Source organism: Tenacibaculum profundi (assembly GCF_052050075.1).
Lineage (GTDB): Bacteria > Bacteroidota > Bacteroidia > Flavobacteriales > Flavobacteriaceae > Polaribacter.
Genome location: NZ_CP197225.1, coordinates 2,301,452 through 2,321,458 on the forward strand (window position 1 = coordinate 2,301,452; position 20,007 = coordinate 2,321,458).

Annotated in this window: 15 protein-coding genes; 6 read left to right on the forward strand and 9 right to left on the reverse strand. The window is 30.3% G+C overall.

Annotated elements, in window-relative coordinates; genetic code table 11:
• Positions 1 to 56: 56 nt before the first annotated feature.
• A complete protein-coding gene (locus ACSIGE_RS09375) occupies positions 57 to 938 on the reverse strand; it encodes a hypothetical protein (RefSeq protein WP_440879613.1) in 882 nt (293 codons plus the stop codon).
• Positions 939 to 1,135: 197 nt separating this feature from the next.
• Here ACSIGE_RS09375 and ACSIGE_RS09380 point away from each other — a divergent pair, with 197 nt between their 5' ends.
• On the forward strand, positions 1,136 to 1,993 hold the full coding sequence (locus ACSIGE_RS09380; RefSeq protein ID WP_440879614.1) for a DMT family transporter: 858 nt from the start codon (positions 1,136 to 1,138) through the stop codon (positions 1,991 to 1,993).
• A 36-nt stretch (positions 1,994 to 2,029) separates the two neighbouring features.
• On the opposite strand, the gene ACSIGE_RS09385 is transcribed toward ACSIGE_RS09380, so the two are convergent.
• On the reverse strand, positions 2,030 to 3,091 hold the full coding sequence (locus ACSIGE_RS09385; protein ID WP_440879615.1) for a hypothetical protein: 1,062 nt from the start codon (positions 3,089 to 3,091) through the stop codon (positions 2,030 to 2,032).
• 350 nt (positions 3,092 to 3,441) lie between these two features.
• Here ACSIGE_RS09385 and ACSIGE_RS09390 point away from each other — a divergent pair, with 350 nt between their 5' ends.
• Positions 3,442 to 4,395 carry a hypothetical protein gene (locus tag ACSIGE_RS09390; protein WP_440879616.1) on the forward strand — a complete coding sequence of 318 codons (954 nt, stop codon included), beginning with the start codon at positions 3,442 to 3,444 and terminating at the stop codon, positions 4,393 to 4,395.
• Positions 4,396 to 4,419: 24 nt separating this feature from the next.
• On the opposite strand, the gene dprA is transcribed toward ACSIGE_RS09390, so the two are convergent.
• Positions 4,420 to 5,514, reverse strand: coding sequence for a DNA-processing protein DprA (gene dprA, locus ACSIGE_RS09395; RefSeq protein WP_440879617.1), 1,095 nt, complete (start codon positions 5,512 to 5,514; stop codon positions 4,420 to 4,422).
• Positions 5,515 to 5,607: 93 nt separating this feature from the next.
• On the opposite strand from dprA, the gene ACSIGE_RS09400 reads away from it, so the two are divergent.
• On the forward strand, positions 5,608 to 6,489 hold the full coding sequence (locus ACSIGE_RS09400; protein ID WP_440879618.1) for an SPOR domain-containing protein: 882 nt from the start codon (positions 5,608 to 5,610) through the stop codon (positions 6,487 to 6,489).
• Between the two features lie 273 nt (positions 6,490 to 6,762).
• Positions 6,763 to 7,275, forward strand: a complete 513-nt coding sequence (locus tag ACSIGE_RS09405) for an acyl-CoA thioesterase (RefSeq protein WP_440879619.1) — start codon at positions 6,763 to 6,765, stop codon at positions 7,273 to 7,275.
• A gap of 139 nt (positions 7,276 to 7,414) precedes the next feature.
• On the opposite strand, the gene ACSIGE_RS09410 is transcribed toward ACSIGE_RS09405, so the two are convergent.
• From ACSIGE_RS09410 to ACSIGE_RS09435, 6 genes are all read right to left on the reverse strand, one after another.
• Positions 7,415 to 8,446 (reverse strand): AI-2E family transporter, encoded by a 1,032-nt coding sequence (locus tag ACSIGE_RS09410; protein WP_440879620.1) that lies wholly within the window; start codon positions 8,444 to 8,446, stop codon positions 7,415 to 7,417.
• A gap of 63 nt (positions 8,447 to 8,509) precedes the next feature.
• Positions 8,510 to 9,712: a murein hydrolase activator EnvC family protein gene (locus ACSIGE_RS09415; protein WP_440879621.1), complete on the reverse strand. Its 1,203-nt coding sequence runs from the start codon at positions 9,710 to 9,712 to the stop codon at positions 8,510 to 8,512.
• A 3-nt stretch (positions 9,713 to 9,715) separates the two neighbouring features.
• Positions 9,716 to 10,480 (reverse strand): DUF4292 domain-containing protein, encoded by a 765-nt coding sequence (locus ACSIGE_RS09420; RefSeq protein WP_440879622.1) that lies wholly within the window; start codon positions 10,478 to 10,480, stop codon positions 9,716 to 9,718.
• A 28-nt stretch (positions 10,481 to 10,508) separates the two neighbouring features.
• Positions 10,509 to 11,552: a tetratricopeptide repeat protein gene (locus ACSIGE_RS09425; RefSeq protein WP_440879623.1), complete on the reverse strand. Its 1,044-nt coding sequence runs from the start codon at positions 11,550 to 11,552 to the stop codon at positions 10,509 to 10,511.
• Entirely contained in the window at positions 11,491 to 12,507 is a 1,017-nt protein-coding gene (locus tag ACSIGE_RS09430) for a sugar phosphate nucleotidyltransferase (protein ID WP_440879624.1), read from the reverse strand. The genes ACSIGE_RS09425 and ACSIGE_RS09430 overlap by 62 nt, the downstream gene beginning before the upstream one ends.
• Before the next feature lie 101 nt (positions 12,508 to 12,608).
• On the reverse strand, positions 12,609 to 14,270 hold the full coding sequence (locus ACSIGE_RS09435) for an ABC transporter ATP-binding protein (protein ID WP_440879625.1): 1,662 nt from the start codon (positions 14,268 to 14,270) through the stop codon (positions 12,609 to 12,611).
• 159 nt (positions 14,271 to 14,429) lie between these two features.
• On the opposite strand from ACSIGE_RS09435, the gene ACSIGE_RS09440 reads away from it, so the two are divergent.
• Complete coding sequence (locus tag ACSIGE_RS09440) at positions 14,430 to 17,123, forward strand: GEVED domain-containing protein (RefSeq protein ID WP_440879626.1); 2,694 nt, start codon at positions 14,430 to 14,432, stop codon at positions 17,121 to 17,123.
• Positions 17,124 to 17,294: 171 nt separating this feature from the next.
• Positions 17,295 to 19,979, forward strand: a complete 2,685-nt coding sequence (locus ACSIGE_RS09445) for a GEVED domain-containing protein (protein WP_440879627.1) — start codon at positions 17,295 to 17,297, stop codon at positions 19,977 to 19,979.
• Positions 19,980 to 20,007: the final 28 nt, after the last annotated feature.

The window sequence follows — 20,007 nt, forward strand, 5'->3', positions numbered from 1 at the left end:
ACAATTAAAACGCTTTTACCTTTACTAATATAATCTTGAGCAATGGCATTTATAGTTTAGGTTTTTCCAGTTCCAGGAGGACCAAAGATTACAGACTTACTGTACTTAGAAGCATTTCGAACGATTCGTTCTTGTGCTGAGTTCAAAAGCTGCGGTATTTTTATATTCTTATTATGGTTAGAAATTTCATTGACTCCAGATGAAAAGAAGGCATGCAAACCTTGTGAATAGTCAGCTTGATTCTTTAAAATTTCCAATTCATTTACTACCGCGTTTATATTGTTAACACGGCTAGATATAAAAATTCCAGAACTTGATACGACGGTGAAGTTTTCTGATTCTTTTTTTTGTTTTAGTACTGTTTTTAAAAAAGCTTTATTTTTAAGTTTTGGATATAATAAGAAATCAGTTTCAAAATGAAGGTTTGATATGTGTTTTTCTAGAATATGCTTTAGCCTACTTACAACATAAAAATTCATGTTCGTATTTGTCTCAAAAAGCAATTCAATATCTACTTGAAAATCATAAAAAGATGTTTTAAATAGGAGTCCTTTTAAAAAGGCAATATTTAGTTGCTTTGTATTGTGGTTAATTTTTAAAAAATAATCTTCTTCCTTTTGCTCTATAGTTGCTTTGTAAATTAGTAATGGCGCCGCAATAGTAGTATTACGCTTACTAAAGTTAGTACGTTTTCCAAGGCAAAATAGGCTTCCGTACCAAAGTTCTTTGTCATTTTTAAAAAGTTCTATAGTTTGAAGGATAGGAAGTGCCTTTTCTTTTGAGATATATTGTAATGGATATTTCTTATTACTTAACTCCTCTTCTGACTTAATAATAAGTTGATGTTCATATTTTGATGAAAAAAAATTAAGAATACCAGTTTCTCTATTATCAGCCTTAAAGCAATGATAAAAGTAAGAAATGTAGTTATTAATCATAGTAATTTATTGGCTTTACTAACATACATAAAATTTTCTAGAATTACAGCGGATCCTATTTTTTCTCTTTTTTAAAGAGTTTATTAATAATACAAGCAATTTTTTTGTTAAATATATAGTCAATTTTGAAGTTAAATTGGAAACTGTCTTTTGTAAGTGAGAAACTTCATTACATTTGATTTCTTATTCATGGAATTATGTATAATAATCACTTAAAAAATGTAATCGTTTTATTAGTAGCTACTTTTTTCATCAGTACTTCTGGAGTTTTAGGAAGGTATATAGCTATGCCATCTGAAGTTATTATATGGTTTCGTTCAACGTTTGCTGCTATATTTTTATTTGTTTTTTGCAAGTATCGTAAAATAAATTTTAAGTTAAAATCTTCGAAACACAAAAAGCCTTTTTTAATAGCAGGTGCTTTTATGGCAGCTCATTGGGTTACTTATTTTTACGCACTAAAACTATCAAACGTAGCCATGGGAATGTTATCGCTTTATACTTTTCCAGTAATAATTGCTTTTTTAGAGCCTGTATTTTTAAAAACTCAATTTAAACCTATTTATATTGTTTTAGGATTACTAGTTTTAATAGGTTTATATGTATTATCTCCAGATTTTAACCTTAAAAGCTCTAATCTTCAAGGAATTTTATTTGGCGTTCTTTCTGCTTTTTGCTACGCAATAAGAATTTTAATTTTAAAGAAATATGTCCATCAATACAATGGAATAATGTTAATGTTTTACCAGACTGTGGTCATTTCTTTATGCTTATTCCCTACTCTATTTTTTATGGATATCTCTGGAATTCAAAGTCAATTACCTTATTTATTGCTTCTCGCTTTTCTAACAACTGCTATTGGGCATAGTTTAATGGTGCATTCTCTTCAGTTTTTTACTGCGTCAACAGCAAGTATTATTAGTAGTGTACAGCCAGTTTTTGGTATTATTCTCGCATTTTTATTTTTAAATGAAATTCCAAGCATAAACACCTTTATTGGAGGTAGCTTAATCTTAGCAACTGTGATAATAGAAAGTATTCGAAGTAAAAATTGAGTTCTTTTAGTAGTAAAAGAATTGAAGAAATATTATTTACCAACTAACTCTCATATTCTCATAATTTCTTTTAACAAAGTCCAAGGCAGCTGCTAATACTTCTCCCATATTTTTACTTTTTTTAAAGGCAATGTCTTTGGTAAATTCATAAATCTGAAACTTTAAAAGGTCGATGTTTTTATTAGTTGAAATAGTATCATTTATCATACAGCTAACAAGTTGGTTAATTCTACTTCCAGAGCTTAGAATACGTTTAGCAACTATTGAACGCTCTTCAATTTTATACTGATTAATAGAAGCATCTTGTAGCTTTAGTCCTACCAAAGAAACCATGGGTAAATTTTCTTTAAAAAATTGAGGATTATATACTTTAAATTTCCCTTCAAAGCATTGTTGATCAAAATCAATAGCTCTAATTTTGTAGACAACATGATCAAAATCGTGTGTTGGAACAATCACATAGTTGTATGATCGCATATCTCCTAAAAGACGAATCATACATCTTTCATTGAACTTAACAAATTCTTTGGCAATTTGTGCTTTTTCAGATTCGGTACATTTAGGAAGGAAATCTTTAATAAAATCGTCACCAGGAATACCAGCGATATGCTCTTCAATAAGTGTGTCTTTATAAACTAAAAAATTAAGGTTATAGGGAGATAAAATATGCTCTAGTTCTAGTCCATAAATTCGTGAAGCATCAGTTTTTTTTATATAAAAATAGGTGTAGTTATCATTTAAAATATTTCTAACCTTTACACGGAAAGGTTTAGAATTACCAAAAGTACAATAATCAATGGCGTCAATATTTAAAAAAGGTATGGTATCTTCATTACCATTAGAGTGAAGAAGTGTATACACTTTTTTTAAACTCAAATCAATTTCTATTCTTTCAAATTCTGAATAGTAGGTACGGACCCATAGCGTATCTTTATCATTTCTATCATATACTACTATAGAACCCTGAAAGCGAAGTAAATCATCATAAAAAATAGGTATTTTTATATTTCTACTATGTTCCAGTAAATAATCATTCAACTGATTATTTACTGGAAAAGCAGGTTTCTTTTGCGACATTAGTTTTTCTCCAGAGGACATACAATAAAGGAATTTTTTCAAAAATAGGTAATAATCGACAGCGAAATAATAAAGTACATACAATTTTTATCAGCAGAAAATAAAAAATAAAAAATGTTTTTCTCATTTAAATATATGCTAATTGATAATTTCTTTTAGAGATTAGTTAATAGTATTGAAAATAATGTTCTTTATTTTTGTGATAGGCCTATTATACAGCACTTTTAGTGTTAAGTAAAGGAAAAAATGTAGTGTAACTATAGTTATAGAGTATTATTTCTTTTTTTTTAGTAACTTACTGAAAAACAACGACTTTTGTTTTTTGTGGCATGATATTTGGAGTTTTTAAATAAACACTTATACATTTGATTATGAAATATATAGGACTATTGATTACTTTTCTATTATTGACATCTTGTGTGCCTCTGTTAGTTGGAACTTATGTGGCAGCAGAGCATAGCTCTTTTACAAGAACAGATTTGAGCGTAGCGCATAGATTAACACCAGGTATAACTAAAAATGAAGCCGAAAATATTTTAGGAGTACCTATACGTACAGAGTTTAATAATAACTATGAGACATGGCATTACTGTAATACGAAACGAAATGCTGATGAGTATATTGCATTATATTTTGTGAGAGGAATTTTAGCGCAAAAACAGTTTTATACTGTTAGAGGAATATACGGATCATGTTCAGATAACATCAAGAAAGGAAATTATAGAGAGCCAGAAAATATATTTTTAACTTCTCAATTAGAACCATTTGATCTGTCTTATAAGTTAGGAAAAGGAATCAGTAAATCTGAAGTACTCGATGTAATGGGGCCACCAGTAAAAAGTGAGCTTCTGAAAAATTATGAGATTTGGCATTACTGTAACTATTCAATGAATTCAAATAATGGTAATTATATTTCTATAGCTTTTGTATCTGGAAAACTTGTTGAAAAACAAATATATAATGCAGATAATAGATTTGGCTCTTGTGTAGATAATATTAAAACTGGTGATTATCGAGATTTTGATGTAGTGGGATACGCTAATGGTCTATATCCAGGGATGAAAAAAAGTGCAGTTATTGCCTTGATTGGAAATCCTGCAAAAAGTGAGTTTAGTGATAATATCGAGGAATGGCATTACTGTAATAATGATGTGAATGGAGACTACCTTGCACTTTATTTTGACGGGGATATTCTTATTGAAAAGTTAAATTATACAGTTTCTATTGATGATAGAAAAGGCATTCAAGATAATTGCTCAAAGTTTATTAAAATGGGTAACTATAGAATGCCAGATAAAGTTTTAGAAATTAAACTAGGTAATTAGTTTGAATAAATTTACGGGGTGATTTTAAACTTCAAAACATTTACCAGGTAAAGGTTTTATCACTCCGTTTAGTTCCATTTCAAGCAAAATTGAAGATAATTGATATACAGGTATATTGCAGTACCTAGCAATAACATCAAAGTGTTTTTTACCTTCTTTTGATAAATAATCTAAAATTTGTTGTTCTTGCTTATTAAGATTTACAAAAAGAGAGGTTTGCTTTATTCGTTTTTCACAAACATCCCAATTGAGCATCGTTACTAAATCTTCAGTTGAGGTAAGTATATGAGCGCTATTATTTTTAATTAAGTTATTACAGCCTTTGCTATATTCATCGTTTGCTCTTCCTGGCACCGCAAACACATCTCTGTTGTACGAGTTTGCTATATCTGCAGTAACAAGAGCCCCTCCTTTTTTTCCCGATTCAATAACAATAGTAGCTTTTGAAATACCAGCAACAATTCTATTTCTTTTTAAAAAATTCTCCCGTACTGGATTTTCTTCATGCCAAAAATCTGTTATAAAACCTCCATTTGAGTTAATTTCTTGTATATATTTTTTATGCGCTTTCGGATATATTTTTTCTAAACCATGCGCTAAAACAGCAATATTCTGAAGCTTATTATCAATAGCTGCTTTGTGAGCACAAATATCTACACCGTATGCAAACCCACTTACTATAATAGGCTGATAAGGAGCAAGTTCTTTGATAATTTTATTACAAAAATTTCTTCCATAATTTGTTATTGTTCTTGTTCCAACAATAGATATAATTCGCTTAGTATTTAAGCAGATATTACCATCTGTAAAAATAAGTATTGGAGCATCAAAACAGTGTTTTAGGTTATAAGGATAGTCATCATCAAAAAAATAATGATAATTGTAGTTGGAATGATTTAAAAAAAGTAACTCTGCCTCTGCTTTTTTATAGTTTTTTTTATCAAAAATATGTTGTAGTACATAGTTGTTAATTCCTTGTATTTTTAATAAGTTTGAGAGGGGTTCTTTAAAAACCTGTTCGGGGCTACCGCATGCTGATATGAGTTTTTTGGCAGTAATATCTCCAATGTTTTTGGTGGCTTGAAGTCTTAAAATAGCCAATAATTTTTCATCTTTCATAGTCATTTTTTTGAGTATCAATATACAAAAAAGTGTTAATAAGTATTGTACATAAAACTCAATAAGGCCACTTAAAATTATTAATTTTGTCTTATGAGTTTAGCCAGTTACATTAATGATTTATTACATAGATATGATTGTGTAATCGTTCCTAATTTTGGAGGATTTGTTACCAATAAAATTGGAGCAAGAGTAAATAAAGAAACAAATGTTATTTACCCACCAAAAAAGCAGGTAACCTTTAATACTTATTTACAGCATAACGATGGCTTGCTTGCGAACCATATCGCTTCCACGGAAAGAATTTCTTTTGAAAAGTCTTTAGAAAAAATAACCGAAGAAGTGGCTACTTGGAAAAAGCAACTCGAACAAGGTAAGTTAGCTTTACAAGGTGTTGGTGTACTTACAATTAATGAAGAAAGTAAATTGTTTTTTGAGCCAGATGTTTCTAATAATTTTTTATCAGAGTCATTTGGTTTATCGAAAACAGAAGCTCCTGTTATTACAAGAAAAGAAGTAATTGATGATAGTGTTGTTCAAGAAAGCAATAGAGTAATACCGTTGATTATAAAAAGAGCAGCTGTGGCAGCAATTTTTGTTGGTCTTACCTATACAGGATGGAATTATGTACAAAATTATAATCATCAAAAAGAATTTATAAATCAACAAGAAAAAGCGATCCAGTCTGCTACCTTTGTTATTAATACACCTTTACCAATGCTAGATTTAAAGGTTTCAAAAGAAAAACTTAAGAATTTTCATGTAGTAGCTGGTGCATTTGAAGAAGAGTTAAACGCACAAAAAAAACTTATCGAATTAAAAAATGAAGGTTTTGAAGCTAGTATAATAGGTGAAAATTCCTTTGGATTAACACATGTTGTATACGGAAGCTATGTAACAAAAGAATTAGCTCGTAAAGCGTTAAAAAGTATTAAGAGAAATCAATCAGAAGAGGCTTGGTTACTTGAAAAATAGTAAAGATTCTTTACTTTTAACTGACAGATAGAAATTTTAAACCTCTTTGAAGGCTTTTTGAACTTCCAGGTATCCTACAAGATAGGGAACTAAAAAGTTGATAATGATTATTTTTTAACAATTAGAAAAAGTTTTAAAGTGTTTTCTAATCTACAAACTAATCTTATAAGTAAATTTGTATTGATATTTTATAACTCTAAATTTTATTAGCCTATACTTTACGTTTATTTATTCTAGAGAAATATCTACTATCTTTGTATTAAATTTTATAGAATGAGAGTGAAAACCCCTAGCGAGTCATTGACTACGCTTACTGATTTAGTATTGCCCGGTGAAACGAACTATTTAGACAATCTTTTTGGCGGAGAACTATTAGCAAGAATGGATAGGGCGTGCAGTATTTCTGCTAGAAGACATTCAAGAAGAATTGTTGTAACAGCCTCTGTAAATCACGTGGCATTCACAAAGTCAGTTCCTGTAGGAAGTGTAATAACTATTGAAGCTAAAGTTTCTAGAGCATTTAAAACTTCAATGGAAGTATACGTTGACGTTTGGATTGAAGACCGTCAATCAGGCGAAAAAACCAAAGTTAATGAGGGAATATATACATTCGTAGCAGTTGACGAAACAGGAAAACCGGTACCAATACCACAGATTGATCCTGAAACAGATTTAGAAAGAGAACGTTATGAAGGAGCTCTGAGAAGAAAGCAACTTAGTTTAGTTTTAGCAGGAAAAATGCCACCACAAGAAGCAACTGAATTAAAAGCACTCTTTGTACCTTAAGAGTATTTTATATGAAGTTGAAATTTCTTTAAAAATTAATACAATCCTTAGGAATACAAAAGCTTCAAAAGTATGCTATTATAACTGATGAGGTTTTTGTTTCTTTAATTAAAGAGAATATATTTTGCATTTCAAAATACTATGAAATTTTCTCAATGTCCCCATTTTCAGATAAAACCATAGCAATAGCTTTTGTTTTTTCGAATTGAGAAAAAATTATAATCATAATAACGGTGATAGGGACACTTAAAACCATACCGGTAACTCCCCAAATTTTACCCCAGATAGCAAGAGATAATATCGTTACTAAAGGGCTTAAATTTAAAGATCTACCGAATAATTTGGGTTCTATAATATTTCCTACGATAACTTGAATGCCACCAACAGCAAATAGAACAATTAAAAACGATGTTATTTCACCAAATTGTAATAAACAGAATATCGACGGAAAAACAGTAGCAACTAATGAACCAATTGTTGGAATGTAGTTGAGTAGAAAAATTAAAAAGGCCCAGAAAGGAGCACTATCAACACCAGCGAATAGTAAAACAAAATAGCTTAAGATTCCTGTAAGTAAACTAACATAGGTTTTTAATCGTAGGTAATTTGAAATAGATTCCTCAATTTTAGTTAGGATTTCTTGCATATTACTATCCTTATTGCTTAAAAACATTTTATCGAGCTTAATTTTAAAACTAGTTTCCTCTAAGAATAAGAACAATGCATATATTATGATCATAAATGTATCTCCTAATAAACCACTAATTCCATTAGCAATATCGCCTAAAAAAGATCCATAACTGAATTTTCCGATGAGTGTTTTAATTGATCCTACAAGATCAACATGAAAAAAACTATCTATTTTTTCAATTATGTTATCAATATTAGACTCGTATTTTGGATAGGATGCCGTTAAATTAGAAATACTATTAGTAATGATTTCAGAAATAAACCCAAAACTTAAAATAATTATACTAAATACAATAATGTTACTTAACCATTTAGGAATTAGTTTTTTAGTAAAGGGTATTTGATAAATTAACTTCCTAATTTCTCTTGTTAAAAACCAAAAGATTAAAGCAAAAATAAAAGGAATTAAAATTCCTTTTCCAATAACTAAAATGGAAATAATTGCTGTAATAACAATAATAATATTAGCCGAATTTTTCACAAAATTAAATTTAGATTTATGTCGTCTTTAGGAATAGTAAGCAAATACGGAAACAAAAATACATTATTGTATCCATTCTTGCGGATTCAAACGTGTTGTGTTTTTGTAAAGAATAAAGCTTAGCTTTGTCTTTCCTGTAATTTTATCGGTAAAAATTTTTCCTAACTTATCTCCTGTTTTTATTGGATCTCCTTTCTTAACATATATTTTTTCAAGGCTGTTATATACCGAAATATAGTTTCCGTGTCTTACATAAACCGATTTTTTCCCATCAGTATGGCTTTGTATACTCATTACTTTACCATTAAATATACTTTTAGCATCAGCGTTTCCTTTTGCTGCAATGTGTAGGCCTGTACTATTGATATTAATTCCAGGAAAGGTTGGATGTGGTTGTACACCATATTTTCTTGTTATAATTCCTGGCACAGGCCACGGTAAATTTCCTTTATTCTGCTCAAAGCTTGCTTTTAAGGCTTTTTCTGCGGCGTTTAGGGTAAATTTTGATGATTTTTTAGCACCTTTTGCTTTGTTTGCTTTTGCAATAGCATCACGAATTAATCGGTCAATTCTTGCTGCAATTCGTTTCTCTTCTTTTTGTTTTTTTAATAGTTGGCTTTTGTATCGTCTTTCTTGTTTTTTAATTGAAGAAACCAGCTTTTCTTGATTTTTTTTATCTTTTTCAACGGCTTTATTTTGAGTTTTTTCTTCTGTAATTAAACGATCCTTTGCTTTTTTTCTATTTAGAAGAGAGTCGTTTAACTGTTCGATGATTTTTGTTTTTAATAAGATATCATTTCCTTGTTTTTTTCTAAAATCATTGTATTGTTGCATGTATTTTACACGCTTATAAGCTTGATAAAAGTTTTTTGAAGATAGTAAAAACATTGTTTTACTTTGAAGTGATTTACTCTTATAGGTTTTCACAACCATTTTTTGATAATCCAATTTAAGTTTAGTTAATTCATCGTTATTCTTTTGAATTTCCTTCTGATTATTTTGAATTTCCTTGCTTAAAATAGTTGTTTCTAGCGTAATTGTTTTAATGAGCCGTTCACGAATACTAATTTTGTGGGTTAAGTCTTTGAGATCATCTAAAGCATTATTTTTTTTCTTTTTCGTTTCTATTAATAAGCTATTTACTTGCTTTATTTCTTTTTTTAAGTTGGAGCGTTTTCTTTCAAGCTGCTTTCTTGTTTGAGAAAAAGAGACAAAGTACATTAAGAAAAAGCATAAAGCTGTAAAACAGATACGAAATCTTTTCATGTGTTATAATTGAATTTCTTTATATCCTTTAGGAATTGAAAAACTAAAGTTAGGGGTTGTATTAAAATCAACAGATCGAACAATCATCTCAATCTTTGTAAATTTATTATTTTCTTTGGCAAGTATATTTATTTTATCTGGAAAAAGCACATCATTTTTTCTGCTGTAACTTGGATATGAAATCTCGAGGCGTTGGTTTTCTACTGAACTGATAATAGACTGTTTATCTAGCTTGTAATGTTTTGGATTTATAAAAAAGAATAGTTCAAATAATTTGTTTTGTTGCTTAGGTGATAATTTGTAAGAGTTTGAAGTGATATCAATATTTTGGCGTTCAGATTTTATATCGATTATAGCTTCACCCAAAAGAATATTTTGTAATTGTTTGAAAGAAATATCAGCGCCTAATACTTTTTTTATAGAAGTGAAATTTTCTTCAAAATAAATTTTTTGAAAAGGAGAGTAAAAACTAACTTTTTCAGGAGTTATTTTAGCCTTGAAAACAGTGATTAATTTGGTGCCTTTAAGCCAAATCACTTCGTTTTTTTTAATCTTCATTCTTACTGATAAACTCAGTTGATTTTTATTGTTTTCATAGTTTAGCTTTAATTTAGTATCGACTGTTTCTTCCTTAAACTCCTCCGCTAGATGCTTTTTAGCAACTTTTCTGGAAGAAATTTTTTTAATAGATACAGAAGCCACTTCTTTAGTTGGTTTACATGATGTGAAAACAAAAACAGCAATGAGTAAATAATTTAATAGCTTCATTTCTTAAAACATTGATTATTAATAAGCGTTATTTGATTAACTTTTTTCTATACTTACCTTCATTTTTTATGTCTCCTAATCCTTGGTAACTGATAACAAATTCATTGTAGTATTGATGTTCTAGTGCAGGATTATCAATAACAAAATCAATACCATTTTTTAAGCTGAGAACAGCTTTTTTATGTCTTTTCATTTTATTAAGTGCTTTCGCATTCATGAGGTATACAAAAGGTTGAGCAGGAAAAAGAGTAATCCCTTTATCACTATATTCCAGTAATTTTGTATCATTTTTTTTATCAAGTTTGTTAAGTAGTTGTTTTAAATTTGTAAACGACTTGTTATTCTTAAACTGTAATTCAAGGGTTACATTGTCCTGATTTATTTTTTTATTCGGAATATCGTTATTTTTAATTTCAGATTTTTGGTATCGATCTAATTTTTTATGAATTCGCCTTAAACGTGGGGTTAAACGTTTAGTAGACTTTAGTTCATTAAGCACTAATTTTGCGGAATCAATCTGATCGTATTGCATATAAAGAAAAACAAGGTCTTGTTTCTTTTCGGGAGTAATTCGAATTAATTTTTTTTGGTATGAAATGGCACTTTTAAAGTTACTATTCCCTTTTTGGGCAGCTACCATGTGTTCTAGCACCCAAGTATTTTTAGGCTCAACAATAAGAGCCTCCTTTGCATAAGCTATGGATTCAATGTATTTTTTAAGTTTATAGTAGTTTTTTGATAACTCAAAAAGAATGGTAACATTGTTTGGTACTAATTTATTACAAGCATCTAAATTATTAATAGCTTTTTGGTAATTATTAATAGCTTTATTTGTAATTGCTTGAAAAAAAAATTCATGAAAGTCCTCATTAAATTTATCTTTTTTATCCTTAGAAACAGGAATACTATCTTGAGTGTAAACTGCTGTTATAGATATAAAAAAGAGTAAACCATAACCAAAATTTTTAAAAATTTTGGTTATGGTTTTAATGAAATATTTTTCCTCTATTTTATATAATCTCTGTGTAATCACCGATACTGATTGATGTAAATTTACCATTGTATTTTGCATGATTTCCAATCATTGAATTTTCTAAATTTGCATTAGAAATCTGAACATTGTTTTGTATCAATGAATTAACAATTGTTGAATTTTCAACGATGCTGTTTTTACCTAACGATACATAAGGTCCGATGGTGGTATTCTTCAAAACAACATTCTTACCGATGAAGCAAGGTTCAATAATAGTTGAGTTTTCTAATATTACATCAGACGAAACGAGGTTATTACCATCTTCTTGCTCAAAGCTAAGAATTTGTTTATTTGTGTCTACAGTAGGGTCTTTTTTACCACAATCCATCCAAGCATCTACCTTCCCTGGAATAAATTTTGCACCTTGTTGTTTTAAAGATTCTAAAACATTCGTAATCTGATATTCTCCATTTTCACGAAGGTCGTTATCTATTAGATACTTAATTTCGTTGAGCAACTTATCACCATCTTTAAAATAATAAATCCCAATGATGGCTAAGTCTGAAATAAAGTCTTTTGGTTTTTCTATAAAGTCAGCAATAAACCCATCTTTAAGATTAACAACACCAAAGGCACTTGGATCTTCAACTTGTTTCACCCAAATAGCGCCATCTGCATTAACATCTAACGTAAAATCAGCTTTAAAAAGTGTGTCAGCATAAGCAACAATACAAGGTCCACTTAAAGAATTTTTAGCACAGTAAATAGCATGAGCTGTACCTAATGCTTCTTCTTGAGTGTAAACACTTCCTTTTGCACCAAGGTTTTTTGCGATTTCAAGAAGTTTTTCTTTCGTATTCAAAGGAAAGCCTTTTGAAGTTGGTCCAATAACGAAGGCTATTTCATCTATAGGTTGGTCAACGACTGAGGCAATATTTTCAACTAAACGTTGAACAATAGATTTACCAGCAATAACGGTAAGAGGTTTAGGAGTGGTCAGGGTATGTGGTCTTAATCTCGAACCAATTCCTGCCATAGGAACAATAATTTTCATTTAATTTATTATAAATTATCCAAAAATATTCTATGACTCTATAATTAGAGTGAAGAATATTTAAAAAGTGCAATATACCATTAAATTATGTTTATAGAAAGTTATATCCCTTTAGGGATGGCATTTATCAATGTTTTTGTATAAGATGTTTTAGGATTTTTATAAATATCATCTGCATCTCCCATTTCTTCAATTTTTCCTTCATTCATAACAAGTAGTTGATCAGACATATATTTTACAATAGATAAATCATGAGAAATAAAAATATAAGTGAATTGATACTCTGATTTTAGGCTATTTAAAAGATTAAGAACCTGCGCTTGCACAGAAACATCTAATGCTGATACAGATTCATCGCAAATAATTAGTTTTGGTTGCAATGATATTGTTCTTGCAATGCCGATTCTTTGTCGCTGACCTCCTGAAAATTCATGAGGATATCTATTAAAATGAACCGGTTCAAGCCCTACTTTTTGAAGTAGATTTATAACATATTTTTTACGTTCTTTATAAGAGGATAAAATATTATGAACCTTCATAGGTTCAATAATAGCCTCACCAACAGTAATTTTTGGATTAAGGGAAGAATAAGGGTCTTGAAATATAATCTGAATATCTTTTCGTAATTTTTTTTTATTAGATTTCGAAATTTTAATGATGTCTTCGCCTTTGTAGATGATTTTCCCTGAGGTTGCCTTTTCCAATTGTAAAATAGTTCTTCCTAACGTTGTTTTTCCGCAACCACTTTCCCCAACTAAACCAAGTGTTTCTCCTTCATATATATTAAAAGTTAAGTCATCAACAGCAACTACTTTCGATTCCTCTGAAAACCAAGAAGGTCGTCTAATAAATTCTTTTTTTAAATTTTTGATTTCTAATAGAGGTTTTTTTTCATAAATAACGTTATGTTTTTCCCTTCTTTCTTTTTCTGTAATTATTGTTTTATCTAGTTTATTATCAATGAAATCTGAAACAGTTGGTAGTTTTTTATATCTAACAGATAAGTTTGGTTTTGAATTTATAAGTGCCTTTGTGTAATTTTCTTTCGGTTCTTTAAATATATTTTTTGAGTTTCCCTTTTCAACAACCTTTCCTTTATACATAACTATACTGTAGTCTGTTATTTCAGATACCAAAGCAAGGTCATGAGAAATGAAAATAATACTCATTTTCTCTGAGGACTGAAGCTCTTTCAATAAATTAATAATTTCTTTTTGAACAGTTACATCTAGTGCTGTTGTTGGTTCGTCTGCTATCAAAACTTTTGGCTTACAAGCGATGGCCATAGCAATCATAACTCTTTGTTTTTGTCCTCCACTTATTTCATGTGGATAAGAATCATAGATATTTTTAGTTCTGGGTAATTTAACTTTTTGAAAAAGAGTTATAACTTCTTTATAAATTTCTTTATTGCTTAAATTCGTGTGTTGCTTAAGATTTTCCGCTACCTGATAACCACAGGTTAAGGTGGGATTAAGAGAACTCATAGGGTCTTGAAATATCATTGCTATTTCTTTACCTCTTATTTTTTGGAGTTCAGTTTCATTTAAAGTTAAAATATTTGTGTCTTTGTATATTATTTCTCCACTAACAATAGTATTTGAGTTTAAAAGTCCCATGATAGCTAATGAACAAAGAGACTTACCACTCCCGCTCTCCCCAACAATTCCAATAATTTGATTTTTTTTTAAACTGAATGATACTTTATCAAGAGTAAATTTTGAATCGTTGAAATAAATATTTAGATCATTAATTTGTAACATCAAGATGTATGTTTATAAATTAGGTATTGTTTAGGTTTGTTAAAAAATTATTTTTTTAACACAAAAAACAACTTATTGTTCGTTTTTTGTGAAATATTGTTTAATATTTAACATTTTTTTAATAATTTAGGATCTAAGTTAACCTAAACAATCATAAAAATGAAACAAAAATTACTACTAACACTTTGGTGTCTTTTTTTATTGTCTTCTATAACTGCTCAAAAGAAGAGAAATTGTCATACAATGAATAATTTTGAGTATAGAAAAATAAAAAATCCGTCGATCAAAGACAAATTAGATGAAATTGAAAAGTTTACACAAAAAAAACTATTAGAAATAAAGGAAAAAGATCAAAAAATTGAGGGAGATATTATCAAGATTCCTGTGGTGGTCCATATCATATATAGTAATGATGATGAAAACATTAGTATGGAGCAGATTCAATCTCAAATAGATGTTCTAAATGAAGATTTTAGAAGATTAAATCCTGATAAAACTGAACAATGGTTACAAGCTGCTGATTCAGGTATAGAGTTTTATTTAGCACAAGTGGATCCTAACGGAAATCTTACAAACGGAGTAACAAGAAAGTTTTCATCAAGAACTTCATGGGGAATTGCTGATGCAATGAAATTATCGTCACAAGGAGGAGTCGACGCATGGAATACTTCAGAATATTTCAATATGTGGGTTTGTAACATTGGTGGAGGAATTTTAGGATATGCTCAATTTCCAGGCGGAGAAGCGGCTACTGATGGCGTTGTAATGGGACATCAATATTTTGGAAGTTCTGACAAAGGAACAAATTTTTATTTGTCAGCTCCTTTTGACAAAGGTAGAACTACAACACATGAAGTTGGTCACTTTCTTAATTTACGTCATATTTGGGGCGACGGAGGCTGTGGTGTAGATGATTTTGTAGAAGATACTCCAGAGTCAGATGGATCTAATTTTGGATGCGCAACTACACATGAGTCTTGCGGTTCTCTGGATATGGTTCAGAATTTTATGGACTATTCTGATGATGCGTGTATGAATTTGTTTACAATAGGACAGAAAAATAGAATGAGAGCAGTATTGGAAGAAGGAGGTATAAGACATGAGCTAGCTTTATCAGACAAAACAACAAACTTAAGTTGTAATGCTTCTATTCCTATTGGATTGGCTACATCAAACGTAACCTATGACGAAGCCACAATAAGCTGGGAGCAAGTTACAAATGCGAGCTATGAAATAAGATACCGACCTAAGGGTACTAATGATTGGTTGTCAACTACAGCTTCTCAAATACCAACAATTATTAAAGATTTGACAGGTTCAACAGAGTATGAAGTACAAGTTAAAAGTATTTGTCCATCTGAGAGTTCGGATTATAGTCCAGTGATAACATTTATAACTACGGAAACACCACCGATGTATTGTGAATCAGCAGGAACAAATGTAAGTGATGAACATATTCAAATCGTTCAGATAGGAACGATTAATAATACGTCTGAAACAAATACAGGATATTCTGATTATACAGACATTTCAACAGATTTAGAAAAAGGAGTAGAACACACAATAACTGTAACTCCCGAATGGTCAGGTACTGTTTTTAAAGAAGGATGGGGGGTTTTTATAGATTATAATCAAGACTATGATTTTGATGATGAGGGAGAGGTTGTTTATGTAAAAGAACCAAGTTCTGAGGCACCTTTTATAGGTACATTTGTTGTACCTGATAATGCTCTTTCAGGACCAACTAGGATGAGAGTTGTTTTAAAGTTTAATTCATCTCCTGACGCTTGTGGTATTTTTTCTTACGGAGAAACTGAAGACTATACAGTAATAATAGGAGAGGGAGATAATGAAGCACCGACAGCACCTTTTAAACTAAAAGCTTATAATGTTACACCAATAACTGTAGGTCTAAATTGGAGTCGATCAACAGATGATTCTGGAATGTTAGAATATGATATATATCAGAATTCTCAGTTGATTAAAACTGTTTTAGACACAACAGTAACGATTGATGGTTTATCTGCTAAAACAAAATACTTTTTTAACGTGATAGCAAGAGATAATGCAGGAAATGAGTCGGAAAGCAGTAATACAATTTCGGTAACAACAAAAAAACTGAAATACTGTAAATCAAAAGGAAAAAATGCAGCCTATGAATGGATTGACTATGTAAGATTTGGCGGAATGAAAAATAAAACTAAAAGCGATGCCGGTTATGGGAATTTTACAAATAAAGTAGCAAATGTAGAGAGAGGAACAACAAATACAATTGTTATTAGTGCCGAGTTCAGATCACTTTCTTATCTTGAGTATTGGAAAGTTTGGATAGACTTTAATCAAGATGGAACTTTTAGCAATAATGAGGAAGTTGTTTCAGGGTCATCTTCTAAGAGTAAAAATTTGAAAAGAAAAATTACTATACCAGATGACGCTAAATTAGGAAAAACAAGAATGAGAGTATCTATGAAATCTGATGCACAACAAACTGCTTGTGAAAGATTTGATTTTGGAGAAGTAGAAGATTATTCTGTTAATATTAAAGAGTCTTCAGGTAGGTTATTTACAAATACTTACTTAGATACAGACTTAAATGAAGGGCACGTTTTAGGGTATGAAGAAAGGAAATTAATGCATACTTATCCAAGTCCTGTAATCGATATTTTGAGTATAAATACAAGCAAAATAATTCAAGGAGCTATGTATCGAATAGTAGATTCAGCTGGAAAAGTTTTCATTGATTCAACTCAATTAAAAAGACGAATTGATGTTTCCAATTTGAATACAGGTATTTATGTTTTGGAAATTCATGACACACAAAAAACGTTAAAGACTAAGTTTATAAAAAAGTAAACATATAGTTATAGTATAAAAATAAACAGAAAAAGTCCAGGTTTAATCTGGGCTTTTTTTATTAATAACAGCTTTTTGTTTGTTTTTTTTAAAAAAAATGTATATTTGATAACTGAATCATCATTAATTTAATGATTTAAGTAGAAAATATTAAATTAAACCCTTCTAACAATGAAACTAAAAATTACTTTAGCACTCTCGTGCTGTATTTTTGTTGGTACGCTATTCTCTCAAGTCAAAAGAAACTGTCATACAATGGAAAATCTAGAGTATCGACAAAAAAAAGATCCACTTCTTAAAAATAGAATGAATCAAATTGAACTATTTACAAGAAATAGGGTGAAATCTATGAATAAGAAAACACGAAATCTTGTAGGAAATGTAATTAAAATTCCTGTGGTGGTTCACGTAATATACAGCAAATCCCAAGAAAATATTAGTGATGCTCAAATTCAATCACAAATAGATGTAATTAATGAAGACTTTCGAAGAGTAAATTCAGATAAAACAAATAAATGGTCTCAAGCAGCTGATACAGAAATTGAGTTTTATTTAGCTCAAGTAGACCCTAATGGAAATTCAACCAGTGGTATCACAAGAAAAGCATCAACAAAAACATCTTGGGGTTCAAATGATGCAATGAAAAAAGCATCTCAAGGTGGTGTTAACCCTTGGAATACTTCTGAATATTTAAATATGTGGGTATGTAATATTGGTGGAGGAATTTTAGGGTACGCTCAATTTCCAGGAGGTTCTTCGGCCACTGATGGAGTTGTAATGAGTCCTCAGTACTTTGGTAGTTCAGATAAAGGATCTGAATTTTATTTATCAGCTCCCTTTGACAAAGGAAGAACAACAACTCATGAAATTGGACATTATTTAAATTTACGCCATATATGGGGAGATGGAGGATGTGGTATAGATGATTATGTTTCGGATACGCCGGAATCTGATGCAGCAAATTATGGATGTTCATCTAATCACTCTTCTTGTGGTTCTCAAGATATGGTTGAAAATTATATGGATTATTCTGATGATAGTTGTATGAATTTATATACTTTGGGACAAAAGAACAGAATGCGAGCAGTCCTTGAGTCAGGAGGAATAAGAAGAAGTTTAGCTTTATCTGATAAAACAGGCGGTGGCGGTAATTGTACAGCAACAGTACCGACAGACGTAACTGTATCATCAATTACCTCTTCAGAATCAACAGTTTCTTGGTCTTCTGTTTCAGGAGCGACTTACGATATTAGATATCGTCAATTCGGAACAGGTACTTGGATAACGAATACTGTTTCGAAAATATCGGCCTCATTAGTTGAGTTATCTGCACTTACTAAATACGAATTTCAGGTACGTAGCAAGTGTTCTGATGGGTCAAATTCGTCGTACTCGAATTCAATTAATTTTACTACGAAGGGAGCAACTGTTTCTTACTGTGAGTCTAAAGGAAATAGTGTACAGGATGAATACATTCAAAGAGTTAAATTAGGATCAATAGATAATGAATCTGGTGCTGGAAATGGTTATACAGACCATACATCTATTTCAACTAATCTAGCAAAATCTACTTCCCATACAATAACGATTACTCCAAGGTGGACAGGAACTATTTATAATGAAGGATATGCTGTTTTTATAGATTACAACAAAGATGGTGATTTTTTAGATACAGGAGAAACTGTATGGACAAAAGCAGCTTCCAAAGATAGTCTGGTGAGCGGTACTTTTATCGTTCCTGCAAATGCTTCTGAAGGAGTAACAAGAATGCGTGTTATTTTAAGATATAATTCATTACCAAACTCTTGTGGAGCTTATGATTATGGTGAAACGGAAGATTATTCTGTAGTAATTGGGGCAAATCAAACAGACAACGAACCACCAACAACACCAGGAAATTTAAAAGTTTCAAATATTAACCAAACAAGTTTAAATTTAAATTGGACCGCTTCAATTGATAATGTTGGTGTAATTGGATATGACGTGTATCGTGGATCAACTAAGATGGGGTCAGTAACTGAAACTTCATATGATGTAACTGGACTAACTGCAAATACTTCATATACATTCTCAGTGGTGGCTTTGGACACAGCTGGTAATGAATCAGAAGCAGGCAGTATTACAGCAACTACTTTAGGAAATGCAGCTTCTTATTGCCTTTCAAAAGGAGATAATTCTAATTATGAATGGATTGATTACGTGTCCTTTGGAGGAATGACAAATAGCACAGGAAATGATGGAGGTTATAAAAGTTATATAAATAAAGAGGCAATGATTGGAAGAGGTACTACCAATCAGTTATTGGTAAGTGCAGGGTTTAGCGGTTCGTCCTATAATGAATATTGGACGATTTGGATTGACTATGATCAGGATGGGAATTTTTCAAGTAAAGAGAAAGTAGCTTCAGGGTCTTCTAGAAGTTCAAACAATTTAAGTTATAATATTTCGGTACCTACAGATGCATTGCTTGGTAAAACAAGAATGCGAGTTTCTATGAAATGGCGTTCGTCTCAAACAGCTTGCGAAAATTTCTCTCATGGAGAAGTTGAAGATTATACTGTAAATATCTCTTCAGGTTTACTTAAAACAAATGAATTTATAGCAGCAGAAGAATTAAGGTTTGAAAAAAACCATGATGACATAACAATATATCCAAATCCTGTTAAAGACCTTGTAAAGATCAATGTTAGGTCAGATCATAGTACTTACAAAATTATAAGCGCAATTGGGAATGTTGTTAATTCAGGAAAAATAAAACCAAATATTGATGTATCTTTTATTGAATCAGGTGTTTATATGTTAGAGGTTAATGATGGTCAAAAGTTGATTACAACAAAATTATTAATTAAGAAATAATAGAATCAAAGTATATTTATTTCCAAAA